General features: G+C 70.0%; 17 protein-coding genes and 1 pseudogene. 13 read left to right on the forward strand and 5 right to left on the reverse strand.

The window, feature by feature from the left end:
* The first annotated feature begins 1 nt into the window (after nucleotide 1).
* From DEP02_RS27025 to DEP02_RS27050, 6 genes are all read left to right on the forward strand, one after another.
* Nucleotides 2-817, forward strand: a complete 816-nt coding sequence (locus DEP02_RS27025; RefSeq protein WP_112470298.1) for a F0F1 ATP synthase subunit delta — start codon at nucleotides 2-4, stop codon at nucleotides 815-817.
* Nucleotides 818-947: 130 nt separating this feature from the next.
* The gene (atpA, locus tag DEP02_RS27030; RefSeq protein ID WP_112470299.1) at nucleotides 948-2,540 is read left to right on the forward strand and encodes a F0F1 ATP synthase subunit alpha; all 1,593 of its coding nucleotides are present in this window, start codon (nucleotides 948-950) and stop codon (nucleotides 2,538-2,540) included.
* 21 nt (nucleotides 2,541-2,561) lie between these two features.
* Nucleotides 2,562-3,479 carry a F0F1 ATP synthase subunit gamma gene (locus DEP02_RS27035; RefSeq protein WP_112470300.1) on the forward strand — a complete coding sequence of 306 codons (918 nt, stop codon included), beginning with the start codon at nucleotides 2,562-2,564 and terminating at the stop codon, nucleotides 3,477-3,479.
* Nucleotides 3,479-4,915, forward strand: coding sequence for a F0F1 ATP synthase subunit beta (gene atpD / locus DEP02_RS27040; RefSeq protein WP_112470301.1), 1,437 nt, complete (start codon nucleotides 3,479-3,481; stop codon nucleotides 4,913-4,915). The genes DEP02_RS27035 and atpD overlap by 1 nt, the downstream gene beginning before the upstream one ends.
* A gap of 110 nt (nucleotides 4,916-5,025) precedes the next feature.
* Nucleotides 5,026-5,400 (forward strand): F0F1 ATP synthase subunit epsilon, encoded by a 375-nt coding sequence (locus DEP02_RS27045; RefSeq protein WP_112470302.1) that lies wholly within the window; start codon nucleotides 5,026-5,028, stop codon nucleotides 5,398-5,400.
* Nucleotides 5,401-5,530: 130 nt separating this feature from the next.
* Nucleotides 5,531-5,977, forward strand: a complete 447-nt coding sequence (locus DEP02_RS27050) for a DUF2550 domain-containing protein (protein ID WP_112470303.1) — start codon at nucleotides 5,531-5,533, stop codon at nucleotides 5,975-5,977.
* Nucleotides 5,978-6,055: 78 nt separating this feature from the next.
* Here the strand turns inward: DEP02_RS27050 and DEP02_RS27055 are convergent, their stop codons facing one another.
* Both DEP02_RS27055 and DEP02_RS27060 read right to left on the reverse strand, forming a co-directional pair.
* Entirely contained in the window at nucleotides 6,056-7,891 is a 1,836-nt protein-coding gene (locus tag DEP02_RS27055) for a glycoside hydrolase family 18 chitinase (protein WP_112470304.1), read from the reverse strand.
* Between the two features lie 109 nt (nucleotides 7,892-8,000).
* Nucleotides 8,001-8,189 (reverse strand): annotated as a pseudogene (locus DEP02_RS27060) (response regulator transcription factor); the annotation flags it as partial.
* A gap of 183 nt (nucleotides 8,190-8,372) precedes the next feature.
* Between DEP02_RS27060 and DEP02_RS35600 the strand changes: the two are divergent.
* A complete protein-coding gene (locus DEP02_RS35600) occupies nucleotides 8,373-8,540 on the forward strand; it encodes a hypothetical protein (RefSeq protein ID WP_332872006.1) in 168 nt (55 codons plus the stop codon).
* A gap of 79 nt (nucleotides 8,541-8,619) precedes the next feature.
* Here DEP02_RS35600 and DEP02_RS27070 read toward each other — a convergent pair whose 3' ends face one another.
* Nucleotides 8,620-9,192 (reverse strand): cob(I)yrinic acid a,c-diamide adenosyltransferase, encoded by a 573-nt coding sequence (locus tag DEP02_RS27070; RefSeq protein ID WP_112470305.1) that lies wholly within the window; start codon nucleotides 9,190-9,192, stop codon nucleotides 8,620-8,622.
* A 37-nt stretch (nucleotides 9,193-9,229) separates the two neighbouring features.
* The gene (locus DEP02_RS27075; protein ID WP_112470306.1) at nucleotides 9,230-9,646 is read right to left on the reverse strand and encodes an ATP-binding protein; all 417 of its coding nucleotides are present in this window, start codon (nucleotides 9,644-9,646) and stop codon (nucleotides 9,230-9,232) included.
* A 112-nt stretch (nucleotides 9,647-9,758) separates the two neighbouring features.
* Here DEP02_RS27075 and DEP02_RS27080 point away from each other — a divergent pair, with 112 nt between their 5' ends.
* The 5 genes from DEP02_RS27080 (at nucleotide 9,759) to DEP02_RS27100 (ending at nucleotide 15,163) form a co-directional block, all read left to right on the forward strand.
* Nucleotides 9,759-10,589 (forward strand): helix-turn-helix domain-containing protein, encoded by an 831-nt coding sequence (locus tag DEP02_RS27080; RefSeq protein WP_112470307.1) that lies wholly within the window; start codon nucleotides 9,759-9,761, stop codon nucleotides 10,587-10,589.
* Complete coding sequence (locus tag DEP02_RS27085; protein ID WP_112470308.1) at nucleotides 10,586-10,840, forward strand: DUF397 domain-containing protein; 255 nt, start codon at nucleotides 10,586-10,588, stop codon at nucleotides 10,838-10,840. Before DEP02_RS27080 ends, DEP02_RS27085 begins: the two co-directional genes overlap by 4 nt.
* A gap of 147 nt (nucleotides 10,841-10,987) precedes the next feature.
* Nucleotides 10,988-11,836: a 3-hydroxyacyl-CoA dehydrogenase family protein gene (locus DEP02_RS27090; RefSeq protein WP_112470309.1), complete on the forward strand. Its 849-nt coding sequence runs from the start codon at nucleotides 10,988-10,990 to the stop codon at nucleotides 11,834-11,836.
* 146 nt (nucleotides 11,837-11,982) lie between these two features.
* Nucleotides 11,983-12,306 carry an STAS domain-containing protein gene (locus DEP02_RS27095; protein ID WP_112470310.1) on the forward strand — a complete coding sequence of 108 codons (324 nt, stop codon included), beginning with the start codon at nucleotides 11,983-11,985 and terminating at the stop codon, nucleotides 12,304-12,306.
* A gap of 301 nt (nucleotides 12,307-12,607) precedes the next feature.
* On the forward strand, nucleotides 12,608-15,163 hold the full coding sequence (locus DEP02_RS27100; RefSeq protein WP_112470311.1) for an ATP-binding protein: 2,556 nt from the start codon (nucleotides 12,608-12,610) through the stop codon (nucleotides 15,161-15,163).
* A gap of 76 nt (nucleotides 15,164-15,239) precedes the next feature.
* On the opposite strand, the gene nucS is transcribed toward DEP02_RS27100, so the two are convergent.
* On the reverse strand, nucleotides 15,240-15,911 hold the full coding sequence (gene nucS, locus DEP02_RS27105) for an endonuclease NucS (RefSeq protein WP_198668609.1): 672 nt from the start codon (nucleotides 15,909-15,911) through the stop codon (nucleotides 15,240-15,242).
* A gap of 312 nt (nucleotides 15,912-16,223) precedes the next feature.
* Here nucS and DEP02_RS27110 point away from each other — a divergent pair, with 312 nt between their 5' ends.
* Nucleotides 16,224-16,616 carry an SCO5389 family protein gene (locus DEP02_RS27110; RefSeq protein WP_111006621.1) on the forward strand — a complete coding sequence of 131 codons (393 nt, stop codon included), beginning with the start codon at nucleotides 16,224-16,226 and terminating at the stop codon, nucleotides 16,614-16,616.
* The last annotated feature ends 75 nt before the right edge of the window (nucleotides 16,617-16,691 follow it).

Consider the following 16,691-nt stretch of genomic DNA (forward strand, 5'->3'; position numbering starts at 1 on the left):
CATGCACGGAGCGAGCCGTGAGGCTCTGGCCGCTGCACGTGAGCGTCTCGACGCGCTGACGGACTCCACGTCCGTGGACGCCGCACGGCTCGCCGAGGAACTGGCGGCCGTCACCTCGCTGCTCCACCGCGAGGTCGGTCTGCGCCGGGTCCTCACCGACCCGGCGCAGACCGGCGAGGCCAAGGCCACGCTGGTGCAGCGCCTGCTCGGCGGCCAGATCGGCGGTACGACCGAGGACCTGGTGTCCGGCCTGGTGCGCTCCCGCTGGTCGCAGCCCCGCGACCTGGTGGACGCGCTGGAGGAGCTGGCGAGCATCGCCGACCTCACCGCGGCGCAGCGGACCGGTGCGCTCGACGACGTCGAGGACGAGCTGTTCCGCTTCGCGCGGATCATCTCGTCGAACACCGGACTGCGCTCGGCCCTGACGGACCGGGCCGCGACCGCGTCGGCCAAGACGGAGCTGTTGAACCGGCTGCTCGGCGGCCGGGCCGACGTGACCACGGTGCGTCTGGTGACGCGCCTTGTGACCGCGCCGCGGGGACGTAGCCTTGAAGCGGGACTGGAGTCCCTCGCCAAGCTCGCCGCCGACCGGCGCAACCGCATGGTCGCCGTCGTCACCTCGGCGGTCCCGCTGAGCGGCACGCAGAAGCAGCGCCTCGGCGCCGCTCTCGCCAAGCTCTACGGCCGTCAGATGCACCTGAACCTCGACGTGGACCCCGAGGTCGTCGGAGGGATCCGGGTGCAGGTCGGCGACGAGGTCATCAACGGCTCTCTCGCCGACCGGCTCGAAGACGCCGCCCGCCGCATGACGAGCTAGCAGCAACTCAACACAAGACGTACACGACGGCCCTGGTTGGGCCGTGCAGAGGATTCACCTCGTTATTGGGGGGAGTCCCCATACCCCCCAAGTGAAACTTCGGGCCCAACAAGGAGAGCAGGGAACCCAGATGGCGGAGCTCACGATCCGGCCGGAGGAGATCCGGGACGCGCTGGAGACCTTCGTCCAGTCGTACAAGCCGGACGCGGCCTCGCGCGAGGAGGTCGGTGCGGTCACCCTTGCCGGCGACGGCATCGCGAAGGTCGAGGGCCTGCCCTCGGCCATGGCCAACGAACTGCTGAAGTTCGAGGACGGCACCCTCGGCCTCGCCCTCAACCTCGAGGAGCGCGAGATCGGTGCCATCGTCCTCGGTGAGTTCAGCGGCATCGAGGAGGGCCAGCCGGTGCAGCGCACCGGTGAGGTCCTGTCCGTCGCCGTGGGCGAGGGCTACCTCGGCCGCGTGGTGGACCCCCTCGGCAACCCGATCGACGGCCTCGGCGAGATCGAGACCGAGGGCCGCCGCGCCCTCGAACTGCAGGCCCCCACGGTCATGCAGCGCAAGTCGGTGCACGAGCCGATGGAGACCGGCTACAAGGCCGTCGACGCCATGACCCCGATCGGCCGCGGTCAGCGTCAGCTGATCATCGGCGACCGCGGTACGGGCAAGACCGCCCTCGCGGTCGACACGATCATCAACCAGCGCGACAACTGGCGCACCGGCGACCCGAGCAAGCAGGTCCGCTGCATCTACGTCGCCATCGGCCAGAAGGGCTCCACCATCGCGTCGGTCCGCCGCGCGCTGGAGGAGAACGGCGCGCTGGAGTACACGACCATCGTCGCCGCCCCGGCGTCCGACCCGGCCGGCTTCAAGTACCTGGCGCCCTACACCGGGTCCGCCATCGGCCAGCACTGGATGTACCAGGGCAAGCACGTCCTGATCATCTTCGACGACCTGTCCAAGCAGGCCGACGCCTACCGCGCCGTGTCGCTGCTGCTGCGCCGCCCGCCGGGCCGCGAGGCCTACCCGGGCGACGTCTTCTACCTGCACTCCCGGCTGCTGGAGCGCTGCGCCAAGCTGTCCGACGCCATGGGTGCCGGTTCGATGACCGGTCTGCCGATCGTCGAGACCAAGGCCAACGACGTCTCGGCGTTCATTCCGACCAACGTCATCTCCATCACCGACGGCCAGTGCTTCCTGGAGTCGGACCTGTTCAACGCCGGTCAGCGCCCCGCGCTGAACGTCGGTATCTCCGTCTCCCGAGTCGGTGGTTCCGCCCAGCACAAGGCGATGAAGCAGGTCTCCGGCCGTCTGCGCGTGGACCTCGCCCAGTTCCGTGAGCTGGAGGCGTTCGCCGCCTTCGGTTCCGACCTGGACGCGGCCTCCAAGGCCCAGCTGGAGCGCGGTCAGCGCATGGTCGAGCTGCTGAAGCAGGACCAGTACCAGCCGATGGCCACCGAGGACCAGGTCGTCTCCGTGTGGGCCGGTACCACCGGCAAGATGGACGACGTGCCGGTCGCCGACATCCGCCGCTTCGAGAAGGAGCTCCTCGAGTACCTGCACCGCAAGGAGCAGGGCCTGATGACCTCCATCAAGGAGGGCGGCAAGATGTCCGACGACACGCTGCAGGCCGTCGCCGAGGCGATCGCCGACTTCAAGAAGCAGTTCGAGACGGGCGACGGCAAGCTGCTCGGCGAGGACACCCCGGCCGCTGCCGCCAAGTGACGTAAGGAAGGGACCTGACTCATGGGAGCCCAGCTCCGGGTCTACAAGCGTCGCATCCGTTCCGTCACCGCGACCAAGAAGATCACCAAGGCGATGGAGATGATCGCCGCCTCGCGCGTCGTCAAGGCGATGCGCAAGGTGTCGGCCTCCACGCCGTACGCGCAGGAACTGACCCGCGCGGTCACGGCGGTCGGTACCGGGTCCGACGTCAAGCACCCGCTGACCACGGAGGTGGAGAACCCGACCCGTGCCGCGGTCCTGCTCCTCACGAGCGACCGCGGCCTGGCCGGCGCCTTCAACTCCAACGCCATCAAGGCGGCGGAGCAGCTGACCGCCCGCCTCGAGGGCGAGGGCAAGCAGGTCGACACGTACATCGTCGGCCGGCGCGGTGTCGCCCACTACAACTTCCGTGAGCGCAAGGTCACGGAGTCGTGGACCGGCTTCACCGACGAGCCCGCGTACGCGGACGCCAAGACGGTGGCGGCCCCGCTGATCGAGGCCATCAAGACGGACACCGAGGACGGCGGCGTGGACGAACTCCACATCGTCTACACCGAGTTCGTCTCGATGATGACGCAGACGGCGACCGGCGCCCGGCTGCTGCCGCTGCGCCTCGAGGAGGTCGCGGAAGAGGTGGCGAAGAAGGACGAGATCCTTCCGCTGTACGACTTCGAACCCTCGGCGGAGGACGTCCTCGACGCGCTGCTGCCGCGCTACGTGGAGAGCCGTATCTACAACGCGCTGCTCCAGTCGGCCGCTTCCAAGCACGCCGCCACACGGCGCGCGATGAAGTCGGCCACCGACAACGCGGGCGAGCTGATCGACAACCTCGCCCGGCTTGCCAACGCGGCCCGCCAGGCCGAAATCACCCAGGAAATCAGCGAGATCGTCGGTGGCGCGAGCGCCCTGGCCGACGCGACCGCGGGGAGTGACAAGTAATGACCACCACTGTTGAGACGGCCACGGCGGCGGGCCGCGTCGCTCGGGTCATCGGCCCGGTCGTCGACGTGGAGTTCCCCGTCGACGCGATGCCGGACATTAACAACGCCCTTCACGTCGAGGTCGCCGACCCGGCGAACGCGGGCGAGAAGAAGACGCTGACCCTGGAGGTCGCCCAGCACCTGGGTGACGGCATCGTCCGCACGATCTCCATGCAGCCCACCGACGGCCTGGTCCGCCAGTCCCCGGTGACGGACACCGGCTCCGCCATCTCCGTCCCGGTCGGCGACTTCACCAAGGGCAAGGTGTTCAACACCCTCGGTGAGGTGCTGAACGTCGACGCCGAGTACGACGGCGAGCGCTGGCCGATCCACCGCAAGGCGCCGAACTTCGACGAGCTCGAGTCGAAGACCGAGATGTTCGAGACCGGCGTCAAGGTCATCGACCTGCTGACCCCGTACGTCAAGGGCGGCAAGATCGGTCTGTTCGGCGGCGCCGGCGTCGGCAAGACGGTGCTCATCCAGGAGATGATCTACCGCGTCGCCAACAACCACGACGGTGTGTCGGTGTTCGCCGGTGTCGGTGAGCGCACCCGTGAGGGCAACGACCTCATCGACGAGATGACCGAGTCCGGCGTCATCGACAAGACCGCGCTGGTCTTCGGTCAGATGGACGAGCCCCCGGGCACCCGTCTGCGCGTCGCGCTGGCCGGCCTGACCATGGCCGAGTACTTCCGCGACGTCCAGAAGCAGGACGTGCTGTTCTTCATCGACAACATCTTCCGCTTCACCCAGGCCGGTTCCGAGGTCTCCACACTGCTCGGCCGTATGCCGTCCGCGGTGGGTTACCAGCCGAACCTGGCCGACGAGATGGGTCTGCTCCAGGAGCGCATCACCTCGACCCGCGGTCACTCGATCACCTCGATGCAGGCGATCTACGTCCCCGCCGACGACCTGACCGACCCGGCCCCGGCCACCACCTTCGCCCACCTCGACGCGACGACGGTTCTCTCCCGTCCGATCTCCGAGAAGGGCATCTACCCGGCCGTGGACCCGCTGGACTCCACGTCCCGGATCCTGGACCCGCGCTACATCTCGCAGGACCACTACAACGCGGCCATGCGCGTGAAGAACATCCTGCAGAAGTACAAGGACCTCCAGGACATCATCGCGATCCTCGGTATCGACGAGCTCGGCGAGGAGGACAAGCTCGTCGTCCACCGGGCCCGTCGCGTGGAGCGCTTCCTGTCCCAGAACACCCACGTGGCCAAGCAGTTCACCGGTGTGGACGGCTCGGACGTGCCGCTGGACGAGTCGATCACCGCGTTCAACGCGATCTGCGACGGCGAGTACGACCACTTCCCCGAGCAGGCGTTCTTCATGTGCGGTGGTCTTGAGGACCTGAAGAAGAACGCGAAGGAGCTGGGCGTCTCCTGAGCCACGTGCTCACCGGAGGGGGCGGGCGCGTCCCGCCCCCTCTCTCACTCCCTTTAGAATTGACCCCAACACCCGGCAGTCCCGCCGGGTGGTGACCCGAGGAGCCACCCTTGGCTGCTGAGCTGCACGTCGAGCTCGTCGCCGCCGACCGCCAGGTCTGGTCCGGCGAGGCCACCCTGGTCGTCGCGCGCACCACGTCCGGCGACATCGGCGTCATGCCCGGTCACCAGCCGCTGCTCGGTGTGCTGGAGTCGGGCCCGGTGACCATCCGTACGAGTGAAGGTGAGACGGTCGTCGCCGCGGTGCACGGCGGTTTCATCTCCTTCGCGGACAACAAGCTGTCGCTGCTGGCGGAGATCGCCGAACTCGCGGACGAGATCGACGTCAAGCGCATCGAGCAGGAGCTGCAGCGAGCGAAGGCGGAGGGCGACGTCCATGCCGAGCGTCGCGCGGAGGTCCGACTGCGCGCTGCGACGGCGAGCTGAACCAAGCCAGCCGTGCGATGACGTCACTCAGCCGCGGCCGGTACCGGAGCAATCCGGAACCGGCCGCGGCTGAGGTGAATGTGGGTGTTTTTTCCGTTCCATTACCTAGGAGACGAGGAGGTCGGTGTCGATGGTCCTCGCTCTGACTGTGTGCGGGCTGGTGGTCCTGCTCGTGGTGGTGGGACTGTTCGTCTTCGGGCTGCGGCGCAGGCTGATCCAGCGCTCCGGCGGCACCTTCGACTGCAGTCTGCGCTGGGACGTGGCGGAGAAACCCGACACCAGCGGCAAAGGCTGGAGCTACGGCGTCGCCCGCTACAACGGCGATCGCGTGGAGTGGTTCCGCGTCTTCTCCTACGCCCCCCGCCCGCGCCGCGCCCTGGAGCGCGAGTCCATCGAGGTGGCCGGCCGGCGTCTCCCCGAGGGGGAGGAAGAGCTCGCCCTGCTCTCCGACGCGGTCGTCCTCACCTGTCTGCACCGCGGCACCCGCCTGGAGCTCGCCATGAGCGAGGACGCCCTGACCGGCTTCCTGGCCTGGCTGGAGGCGGCGCCGCCCGGGCAGAGGGTGAACGTGGCATAGAGACGGGGAAAGCTCCCCCGGACCTCGTCCGGGGGAGCTTTCCTGTCGGTCCGCTCGGTCCGCTGCGGGCGGGAGCCCTTACGACAGACCGCTCCTCATGGCGCTCACCAGTTCACCGCCTGCGGTGTCACCGCTGAACTCCCAGAAGAAGGCGCCGCCGAGGCCCTGGCTGTTGGCCCAGGCCATCTTCGACTTGATGGTGGCCGGAGTGTCGTAGGACCACCAGTTGCTGCCGCAGTGCGCGTAGGCCGTGCCCGCGACGGTGCCGGTGGCCGGGCAGCTGTTCTTGAGGACCTTGTAGTCCTCGATGCCCGCCTCGTAGGTGCCGGCCGCCGCGCCGGTCGCCGTGCCGCCCGGGGCGGACTGGGTGACGCCGGTCCAGCCGCGGCCGTAGAAGCCGATGCCGAGCAGCAGCTTGCTCGCCGGCACGCCCTTGGACCTGAACTTCGCGATCGCGTCGGCGCTGGTGAAGCCCTGCCGGGGGATGCCGGCGTACGACGTCAGCGGCGAGTGCGGAGCCGTCGGGCCCTTGGCGTCCCAGGCGCCGAAGAAGTCGTAGGTCATCACGTTGTACCAGTCGAGGTACTGGGCGGCGCCGCCGTAGTCGGCCGCGTCGATCTTGCCGCCGCTGGTGGCGTCGGCGGTGACGGCCGCGGTGACCAGGGCCTTCGAGCCGAACTGGGCGCGCATGGCCTGCATCATGTTCTTGAACGCGGCCGGGCCGCCGGTGTCACAGGTCAGACCGCAGGCGTTCGGGTACTCCCAGTCCAGGTCGATGCCGTCGAAGACGTCGGCCCAGCGCGGGTCCTCGACGAGGTCGTGGCAGGACTTCGCGAAGGCGGTCGGGTTCTTCACGGCGTCGGGGAAGCCGCCGGACCAGGTCCAGCCGCCGAAGGACCACAGCACCTTGATGTGCGGGTACTTGGCCTTCAGCTTGCGCAGCTGGTTGAAGTTGCCGCGCAGCGGCTGGTCCCACGTGTCGGCGACGCCGTCGACGGACTGGTCGGCGGTGTAGGCCTTGTCGTAGTCGGCGTAGGAGTCACCGATGGTGCACTTGCCGCCCTGGACGTTGCCGAAGGCGTAGTTGATGTGCGTGATCTTCTGGGCGGAGCCGGAGGTGACCAGGTTCTTCACGTGGTAGTTGCGCCCGTAGACGCCCCAGTTGGTGAAGTAACCCAGGTTGATCTTGGATCCCGGGGTGCCGCCGCCGTCGTCGCCGCCACCACCGCCGGTGGTGCGCACGGCGACCGAGCGGCTGACCGGGCCGGTCTGGTCGGCCGTGTCCCGGGCCTGGACGCTGTAGGAGTAGTCGGTGCCGGCGGTCAGACCGCTGTCGGTGTACGAGGTCGTCGTCACCGTCGCGACCGTCCTGCCGTCGCGCAGCACGTCGTAGTTCTTGACGCCCTTGTCGTCGGTGGCCGCGCTCCAGCTGAGCCTCACCGAGGTGTCGGTGATGTTCGAGGCGGTCGGGGTGCCCGGCGCGGAAGGCGGGTTGTCGCCGGGGACCGTGCCGCCGCCGTCACAACTTCCGCCGTTGAGCTTGCAGTTGCTCGGGGAGCCGGAGCCGGCGCCGTTGAAGCCGAAGGAGACGGAGGCGCCCGGGGCGAGGGTGCCGTTGTAGGACTTGTTCCTGGCGGTCCAGTGGGTGCCGGAGGACGTCACGTCCGCGTCCCAGGCGGAGGTGACGGACGTACCGGAGGGGAAGTCCCACTCGATCGTCCAGGAGCTGATCGTCGTGGTGCCGGAGTTGGTCACCGTCCACTTGCCCTCGAACCCGGAGCCCCAGTCCTGGGTCTTGGCGTAGGTGGCGGTGGCGGACGTCGCGGCCTGGGCGGGACTCGCGAGGCCGACCAGGCCGGCCAGGGGGAGCAGCAGGGTCGCGAACCCGGCCGCGGCTCTGTGTCTGAAGCGCATGGCGCGCCTCCCTTTTCGGGGGTTGTCGTCGGGGGCATGACTGAGCCATCACGCCCTCAGTGCCGCGAGGATAGAAAGGTCTGGACCACAGGTCAATAGGTCTGGACCACTATGGTTCAATGGCGTACTGGATCCCCAACTCCTGCGCCAGCACCGCCGCTTGCACCCGGCTGCGCAGCCCCAGCTTGCCCAGCAGCCGGCTGACGTGGGTCTTCACGGTGCCCTCCGCCGGCTCCAGCCGGGCGGCGATCCCGGCGTTGGACAGCCCCTCACCCAGGCATGACAGCATCTCGCGCTCGGGCGCTGCGCCGGGCCGGCAGATGGTCGTAGGCCGGCCAGGCGGTCAAGGAGGGTGCGCTCGCACGTGCGCTGCGGATATGAACGACTCCGTATCGGTGCGCGAGGCCCAGGCCGGCCTGGGCCTCGCGGCAGAGGAGAAATCCACCGTCATCACGCGTGACAGCACCCTGGGGCAGCGATCGTGCCCATCGAGGAGTACAACGCGCTGGAGGAGGCCGCCGACGAGTTGCTCGCGCGCAAGGCCCTGCAGACCCTTGAGGGCGAGGTCGGCGCGCCCAGCACCGGCTTGGCGCAGGTGGGGGCAGACATGACGTGGGCGGACGCATCGCCCTCCACTTGTGCGCCCTGACGTCAACCGCCTCTCGGCGATGCTTGCAGCCGGCGATCAGCGCGGGGCGGGTGTGGGGGGCTCTGGGCGGGAGCCGTGTTCACCGCTCCCCGCCGGGCACCCACAGGATGTCCCCGTTCTCCTTGTTCGCCGTGCGGGCCAGGATGAACAGCAGGTCCGACAGGCGGTTGAGGTAGGTGGCCGTCAGCGGGTTCATCGTGTCGCCGTGGGTCTCCATGGCGGCCCAGGTCGAGCGTTCGGCCCGGCGGACCACCGTGCACGCCTGGTGGAGCAGGGCCGCGCCCGGGGTGCCGCCGGGGAGGATGAAGGAGCGGAGCTTGTCCAGCTCGGCGTTGAAGCGGTCGCAGTCCGCCTCCAGGCGGTCGATGTAGAACTGCTCCACCCGCAGCGGCGGGAACTCCGGGTTCTCCACCACCGGGGTGGACAGGTCCGCGCCCACGTCGAACAGGTCGTTCTGCACGCGGGTGAGGACCTTCACGACCTCCGCTTCGAGCCCGCCCAGCGCGATCGCCGTGCCGATCACCGCGTTCGCCTCGTTGGCGTCGGCGTACGCCGAGATCCGCGGATCCGTCTTGGCGACCCGGCTCATGTCCCCGAGGGCGGTCGTGCCCTTGTCCCCGGTCCTGGTGTAGATGCGCGTCAGATTGACCATGCGGCCAGCGTAGTCACACCCCGGCCGTGCGGCGCTGTCACCGTCCCCGTCCCCCGAACTCGCACCACACCACCTTGCCGGGGCTGCGCCCGCTCACACCCCACCGGTCCGCCAGCTCCGCCACCAGCAGCAGCCCGCGCCCGCCCTCGCCCGGCTCCCCGGCGTCCGGCTGCGGCACGGCCGGTACGCCGTCCCCGCTGTCGTGCACCTCGACGCGCAGCCCTCCGCCGTCGTACGGCAGCAGCCGCAGCAGGAAGCCGCGTCCGGGCGGTACGCCGTGCACCAGGGCGTTGGTGGCGAGTTCGCTGACGCACAGCAGGACATCGTCCGCGCGTTCGGCCATGCCCCAGTCCGTGAGAGCGACGCGCGTGAACGCACGTGCGGCCGGTACGGACTGGCGTTCGCGGCGGTAGAGCCGCTCACGTGCGGTCGGGAGTCGGGTTTCCGTGTTCACCCGACGAGAGTGACGTTCCGTGGCCATCATGGAACAGTGCGTGTATCCGTACGGCTGGTGTGTACGCATACGCGACAGTGAACGTACGCACGTTGATGGGGAGTTCGGCCGCATGAGCACCACGACACGGTCAAGGGCACGCAAGAACGCCTCGGCGATGAGGATGGTGGGCGCACTGCTCGCCATCTTCCGCGAGGCCTCCGGGTACACCCAGCGGTCGCTGGCCGAGCGGTTCGTCGTCAGCGAGCAGCAGATCGCCTCCATCGAGCAGGGCCGACGCCCCCTGAAACCGGACCTCGCCGAGCTGCTCGACGAACTCCTCGACACCAAGGGCGTGTTGAGCGAGGCCCTGAAGTACATGCCGGAGGTGGATCTCGTACCGCTGTGGGCGGAGGAGTATCTGGACCGGGAGCGGGAGGCGATCGCGATCTCGTGGTACGAGAGCCTGCTCGTTCCCGGCCTGCTGCAGACCGAGGCGTACGCGCGGGCTGTCTTCCGCAGCCGGGTGCCGGTTTACGACGAGGACAAGATTGAGAAGTTGGTGGCGGCGCGCATCGAGCGGCGCGAGATCCTGCACCGCAAGGTGCCGCCAACTGCGAGCTTCGTGGTCTGGGAGGCGGCACTGCGAGATCGTCTGGGTGGAAGGAAGGTGTACGTCGAGCAGTTGCGGCACCTGCGTGAGTACGCCGACCTGCCCGGGCTCGCGCTCCAGGTCTTGCCGTTGGGGCGCACTTCCCACGCCGGACTCAATGGCCCGTTCATCCTGCTGGAGACTCCCGAGCATCAGCGGCTCGCCTATACCGAGACTCAGCGTGGCAGTCAGCTGATCGCCAATCCCGACGAGGTAGGGATCCTGACCCAGAAGTATGCGATGCTGCGGACGCAGGCCCTCAACACCGAGGACACAAGGGATCTGTTGGACCGTCTTCTGGGAGAGGCATGAGCAGCAGGGCACTTGAGTGGTTCAAGTCCAGCTACAGCGGCAGCGAAGGTGGCGCTTGCCTCGAAGCCGCCTACAACTGGCGCAAGTCCAGCTACAGCGGTGACGAAGGTGGTGCCTGCCTCGAAGTAGCCGCCCACCCCGCCGCCGTCCACCTCCGTGACTCCAAGATCCCCGCCGGACCGCACGTCACGGTCGCGCCGGCGGCCTGGGCCGCGTTCCTGGGTCGCTACGCCGTCCGAGGGGCCCGGTGACCCTCGCCGGTGTGACGTCCGTCATTTGAGACGTGACGCGCGTTACTTACCGGTCACACGGGCCCGCGTGAGCGCTAGTGTCCGCCCTGGAGTCATTCGTCAACCGCGAGTAAGCGCTCGCGCGGTCGTTTCCCAGGGGAGTCGTCAGTGGCACGGAAGCTCGCCGTCATCGGGGCCGGTCTCATGGGGGCCGGCATCGCCCAGGTCTCCGCGCAGGCGGGCTGGGACGTCGTCCTGCGGGACGTCACCGACGAGGCGCTGAGGCGTGGCACCGACGGCATCAAAGCCTCGTACGACAAGTTCGTCGGCAAGGGCAGGATGGAGGCGCACGACGCCGACGCCGCCCTCGCCCGGATCACCGCCACCACCGACCTGGACGCGGCCGCCGACGCGGACGTAGTGGTCGAAGCCGTCTTCGAGAAGCTCGAGGTCAAGCACGAGATCTTCCGTACGCTCGACAAGCTCGTCCGCGAGGACACCGTGCTCGCTTCCAACACCTCCGCCATCCCGATCACCAAGATCGCGGCCGTGACGGAGCGTCCCGAGCGGGTCGTCGGCGTGCACTTCTTCTCGCCGGTGCCGATGATGCAGCTCGTCGAACTGGTCCGCGGCTACAAGACGAGCGACCAGACGCTCGCCAGGGCCCGCGAGTTCGCCGAGTCGGTCGGCAAGACCTGCATCGTCGTCAACCGGGACGTGGCCGGTTTCGTGACCACCCGTCTGATCTCCGCCCTCGTGGTGGAGGCGACCAAGCTGTACGAGTCGGGTGTCGCCACCGCCGAGGACATCGACCTCGCCTGCAGGCTGGGCTTCGGGCACGCCATGGGCCCGCTCGCCACCGCCGACCTCACCGGCGTCGACATCCTGCTGCACGCCACCAGCAACATCTACACCGAGACCCAGGACGAGAAGTTCGCCCCGCCGGAGCTGATGCGCCGGATGGTTGACGCCGGTGACATCGGACGCAAGAGCGGGCAGGGCTTCTACAAGCACTGACACCGCGCCGGGGTCACTGGGATCACCCTTCAGGGTGAATTTGGTATCGGTTCGCTTACAGCCAGCAACCACACTGCCGCAGAAACAGTCAGAGGTTGCACAGCCACTGTCAACGGAGTACGCCACCGCACTCACGGGGAGCACATATGTACATCAGGGGCGACCACGCCGAGCTGGTCGTCGGGGGCCGCCTCGACGTCCGCAGCGCGGCGGACGCCCGTACGGTCCTGCACTCGGCCGTCGACGGCGGCGCCGGAGACCTGGTGCTCGACCTGTCCGAGCTCGACTCCTGGGACGCCACCGGACTCGGTGTGATCATGGGTGCCCACCGGCGGGCCGGCCGCTGCGGCCGGCGATTGGTGCTGCGCGGCGTACCGCCGCAGATGCAGCGCCTGCTGGTGGCCACCCGGCTGCACCGCATCCTCGCCATCGAGGGCGGCATCGGCCTCGAGTCCCTGCCCCGCGTCTAGACCGCCGGACCCTGGACCGCTCCGGGCTTCCGTCCCGTACAGGTGTGAAGCGGGCCACGCGGGAGACCCGGACGCAGGTCGGCGAACCGTACGTCGCGCGCAATCCTCACGAGACTGTGATGTCTCGGACGGCCCGGTACCCCGGGGTGTCGTAGATACTGTGCGAAGGTTTAGGGTTCGGTCGCCCGCTGCCCAGAAACCCTCGAGCGGGACCGGACCAGAAGCGACAGCGCGGTGAGCGGCAAGGCCGGGAGGGGCCGGCCACGGTCGGCACACGACGCTTTTGGGGGGCTTGGAACCTATGGACCCGAACATCCGGGAACCCGAGGACATGGGCCATGACGGCGACGGCCACGCGCCGCGTCAGCGCCCGCCCAGGGAATCCCTCGCACCCGACTTCACGCCGCACGCGCCCGCACTGGCCCGCACGGTGCAGCTCGTCACGGGCGACTTCCTGCTCACCGTCAACCCCGTCGACGGCAGCGAGATCGAGGCCTGCCCGCCCGGAGAGCGCCCCGAGCGGCCGCGGAAGTACGACGAGGCCGAGCGCGCCGAGATCGAAGCCGCGGCCGAGCCGCCCCTCCCGCCGGGCCAGGACCCCTCCACGCAGCCGCTCCTGGAGCGTCAGGACGAGCGCGAGCAGCTGGTACGGCTGCTCGCCCGCGGCCGCTCCGTACGCCTGACCGGGCCGGGCGGCTCCGGCCGCACCAGCCTGCTCGACCTCGTCGCCGACGACTGCTCGGACCTCGCCCCCGACGGCGTCGTCCGCCTCACCGGCTTCCGCCGCAGCGCGAGCGACCTGCTGCGCGACCTCTTCCACGCCGTCCACAGCGCGCCCGGCCACCGGCCCGACGAGGACGAACTGCGCGCCTGCGTCCGCGAGATCGGCGCGGTCGTCGTCGTGGACGACATCGAGTTCGGCGGCAGCGCGCTGGACGAGTTGCTGGAGGCCACCCCCGAGTGCGCCTTCCTGGTCGGCGCCACCCCGGACGTGCCCGCGCCGTCCGCCGAGTCCGACGTCGAGGAGGTCGTCCTCAGCGGGCTGGACCGGGCCGGCGGCGTGGAGCTCATCGAGCGCGGCGTCGGCCGGGTGCTCACCGAGGCGGAGTCCAACTGGGCCGGCGACCTCTGGTTCGAGTCCGAGGGCCTGCCCCTGCGCTTCGTCCAGGCCGGGGCCCTGCTGAGCCAGCACGACCGACTGCGGGCCAGTGCCGGCGCCGTCGACGAGTTCGGTGTCTTCGAGGACGCGCCGCCCGCGGACGCCCCCCTCGACGGGGGCGCCGGCGACGACGTACCCCTGCCGTCGCTGGGGGAGGCCGCCGCGCCCGCGCCGCTGCTCGCGTCCCGGCTGAGCGCGGCCGCGCGTGACACCCTGCGGTTCGCCGTCGCGCTCGGCGGCGAGGTGCCCCACCAGTCGCACCTGCCCGCGCTGGCCGGCGACACCCACGCCGACGCCGCGCTCGGCGAGCTGGCGCGCTGCGGCCTGGTCTCCCCGGTCGGCTCCCGCTACCGGCTCGCCGCCGGGGTGCTGACCCAGCTGGAGGCCGCCGGCTACGGCGAGGACGCCGCGGACCGGGCCCTCACCGCCGCCCAGCACTACGCCTGGTGGGCCGGGCACCCCTCGGTCACGCCCGAGAGGGTGTGCGCCGAGGCGGACGCCGTGCTCGCCGCGCTGGCGGTGCTGGTGCCGCAGACCACGCCGGTCGACGAGGTCGAGGGGAGCCCCGCCGTACAGCTCGCCCGCACGGCCTCGCCCGCGTTCGCCGCGGGGCTCGACTGGAACGCCTGGGAGCGGGCGCTGCGGTTCGGTGCCGAGGCCTCCCGGCTCGCCGGAGACGTAGGGGAACAGGCCTACTTCCACCACGAGTTGGGCATCCTCGCGCTCTGCGGCGGCCGGCTGGACCGGGCCCGCGCCGAACTGGAGACCGCCATCGGGCTGCGCGGCGCGCTCTCCGACAAGCGCGGCACCGTCGCCGGGCGCCGCGCCCTCGCCCTGGTCGCCGACCGCTCCGGTACGGCACCGGGCGACGCGTTCGTGGCGGGCCCCGGGGCGATGGCGGGGGAGGAGACGCCGGGCGCCCGCACCGAGAAGCCGGCGTCCGCGCCGGGCGGAGCCCCCGCGCCCTTCCCGGCACTCCAGCCGTCCAGCGGCACCCCCACCACGGTCCTGGGCCCGGGCACCCCGGCCAAGCACCGCGCCGGCATCAGGGGCCTGGCCCGGCGCAACCTCGTGGCGGCCGGTGCGGGCGCGCTGCTCGCCGCCGTCCTCGGCACGGTGGTGACGCTCGGCGCCACCTCCCACAACGACGCCAACACCCCCTCCGACAAGGTCGGCGTCAACCCGTCCGCCGGCCAGGACACGGACGACGGCACCCTGGAGGCCGACACCCCGGACCAGGACGACAGCAACATCGGCGACACCGGCACAGCCACCAGCCGCCCGACCAGCCCGGGCCCGGACGGCACCTACGGCACCCCGGACGACCCGACCCCGCCGTCCGGTGCGGGGCAGCCCTCGACCGGCCCGGGCGCTTCGAAGGGGACGGGCGGCGGTACGTCGCCGAAGCCGTCCTCGTCCAGGTCGACGCCGGCTTCTCCCCGGCCGCCCACCACGAAGCCCTCTTCGTCGACGAGCGCGCCGACGGACGACTCGTCGTCGCCCGGCACACCGACGGACGAACCGTCGTCGCCCGACACGCCGACCGACACCACGTCACCGAGCACATCGGACGCGGCCGGCGCTCCGACTTCCACCACTCCGACCACGGCCGAGGCCCCGGCCGCCTCCAGCAGCTCCGCGAGCGCCCCGGAGAGCGAGGCCGCAAGCTCCCCGGCCGGGCCGGACGGCGTGATCTGAGCCGGATCGGCAACAGCCGGGGGCCGGGTCCGTGCGGACCCGGCCCCCGTGCGTTTCCCGTTCAGAACAGCCGCGTTCAGAACAGCCGCAGCTTGTCGTCCTCGACGCCGCGGAGCGCGTCGTAGTCCAGGACCTGGCAGTCGATGCCGCGGTCGGTGGCGAGGACCCGGGCCTGGGGCTTGATCTCCTGGGCGGCGAAGACGCCGCGGACCGGGGCGAGGTGGGGGTCGCGGTTCAGCAGCTCCAGGTAGCGGGTGAGCTGTTCCACACCGTCGATCTCGCCGCGCCGCTTGATCTCGACCGCGACCGTCCGCCCGTCGGCGTCCCGGCACAGGATGTCGACCGGGCCGATGGCCGTCATGTACTCACGGCGGATCAGCGTGTAGCCCTCGCCGAGCGTCTCGATGCGGTCGGCGAGCAGTTCCTGGAGGTGCGCTTCCACGCCGTCCTTGATCAGCCCCGGATCCACGCCGAGTTCGTGCGAGGAGTCGTGGAGGATCTCCTCCATCGTGATGATGAGCTTCTCGCCCGCCTTGTTGACGACCGTCCAGACGCCCGCCTCCTCGCCCGTGCCCTCCTTCAGCGTGCACGGCGGCGACATCCAGTTCAGCGGCTTGTAGGCGCGGTCGTCCGCGTGGATCGAGACGCTGCCGTCCGCCTTGACCAGGATCAGACGGGGCGCTGACGGCAGATGGGCGGTGAGCCGGCCCACGTAGTCGACGGAGCATCGGGCAATGACGAGGCGCATGGTCGGCAACGCTACTCGACGCACGGCGGTGCGCGCGATTCGCCCGGGAGAGGGCCCGGGAGAGGTCTGCCCGCCGCCCGCCCCGCTCCCCGCGGACCGTCCCTTTTCTACCTTGATAACCCGTGTTCATTCATGGCCGATTGTGTGCCCAACCCGACCGGCCTGTACGTGCATTCTCCTGGTGAGCCTTCATTCTTGTGCATACCGTAGTCAACGGGAGGTCGTGATCTGTGTACTCACCGTGTTCGGTATCGCGAACCCCCTTACCTGTCCGGCAACCCCCGCTGTTCCGGGGGTGCGAGAGGAGAACCCATGTCGCTCGACGTCTCACCGGCCCTACTCGAACAGGCCGAGCGAGGCGAGGTCGACGAAGCTGCCTTCGTCGACTGCGTCCGGACCTCCCTGCCCTACGCATGGGAGATGATCAGCTCCCTGGTGGCCCAGCTGAAGGTGGACGGCGGCCAGTTCGCCGACAACCAGACGCCCCCGCCGGACGAGCAGGCACGGGGTCAGCTGCTGCGTGCGCTCGCGAGTGACGCCATACGCGGTGCGCTGCAGCGTCACTTCGGTGTGCGGCTGGCCTTCCAGAACTGCCACCGGGTGGCGGTGTTCCCGCTGGACGCCTCGGTCGACGAGACGCTCGCCCGGTTCACCTCGGTGCGCAACCAACTGCTCAACCAGTCTCCGGAGCTGCGGGACTGCTGAGGCCGTGAGTCGCTTGCTTGCCGCTCCGCCCGTGGGAGGTGCATGGAGTACAGGGGCGGCAAGCCACCCGCGAGG

The sequence above is a fragment of the Streptomyces triticisoli genome, from assembly GCF_003270085.1.
GTDB classification, from domain to species: Bacteria; Actinomycetota; Actinomycetes; order Streptomycetales; family Streptomycetaceae; genus Streptomyces; species Streptomyces triticisoli.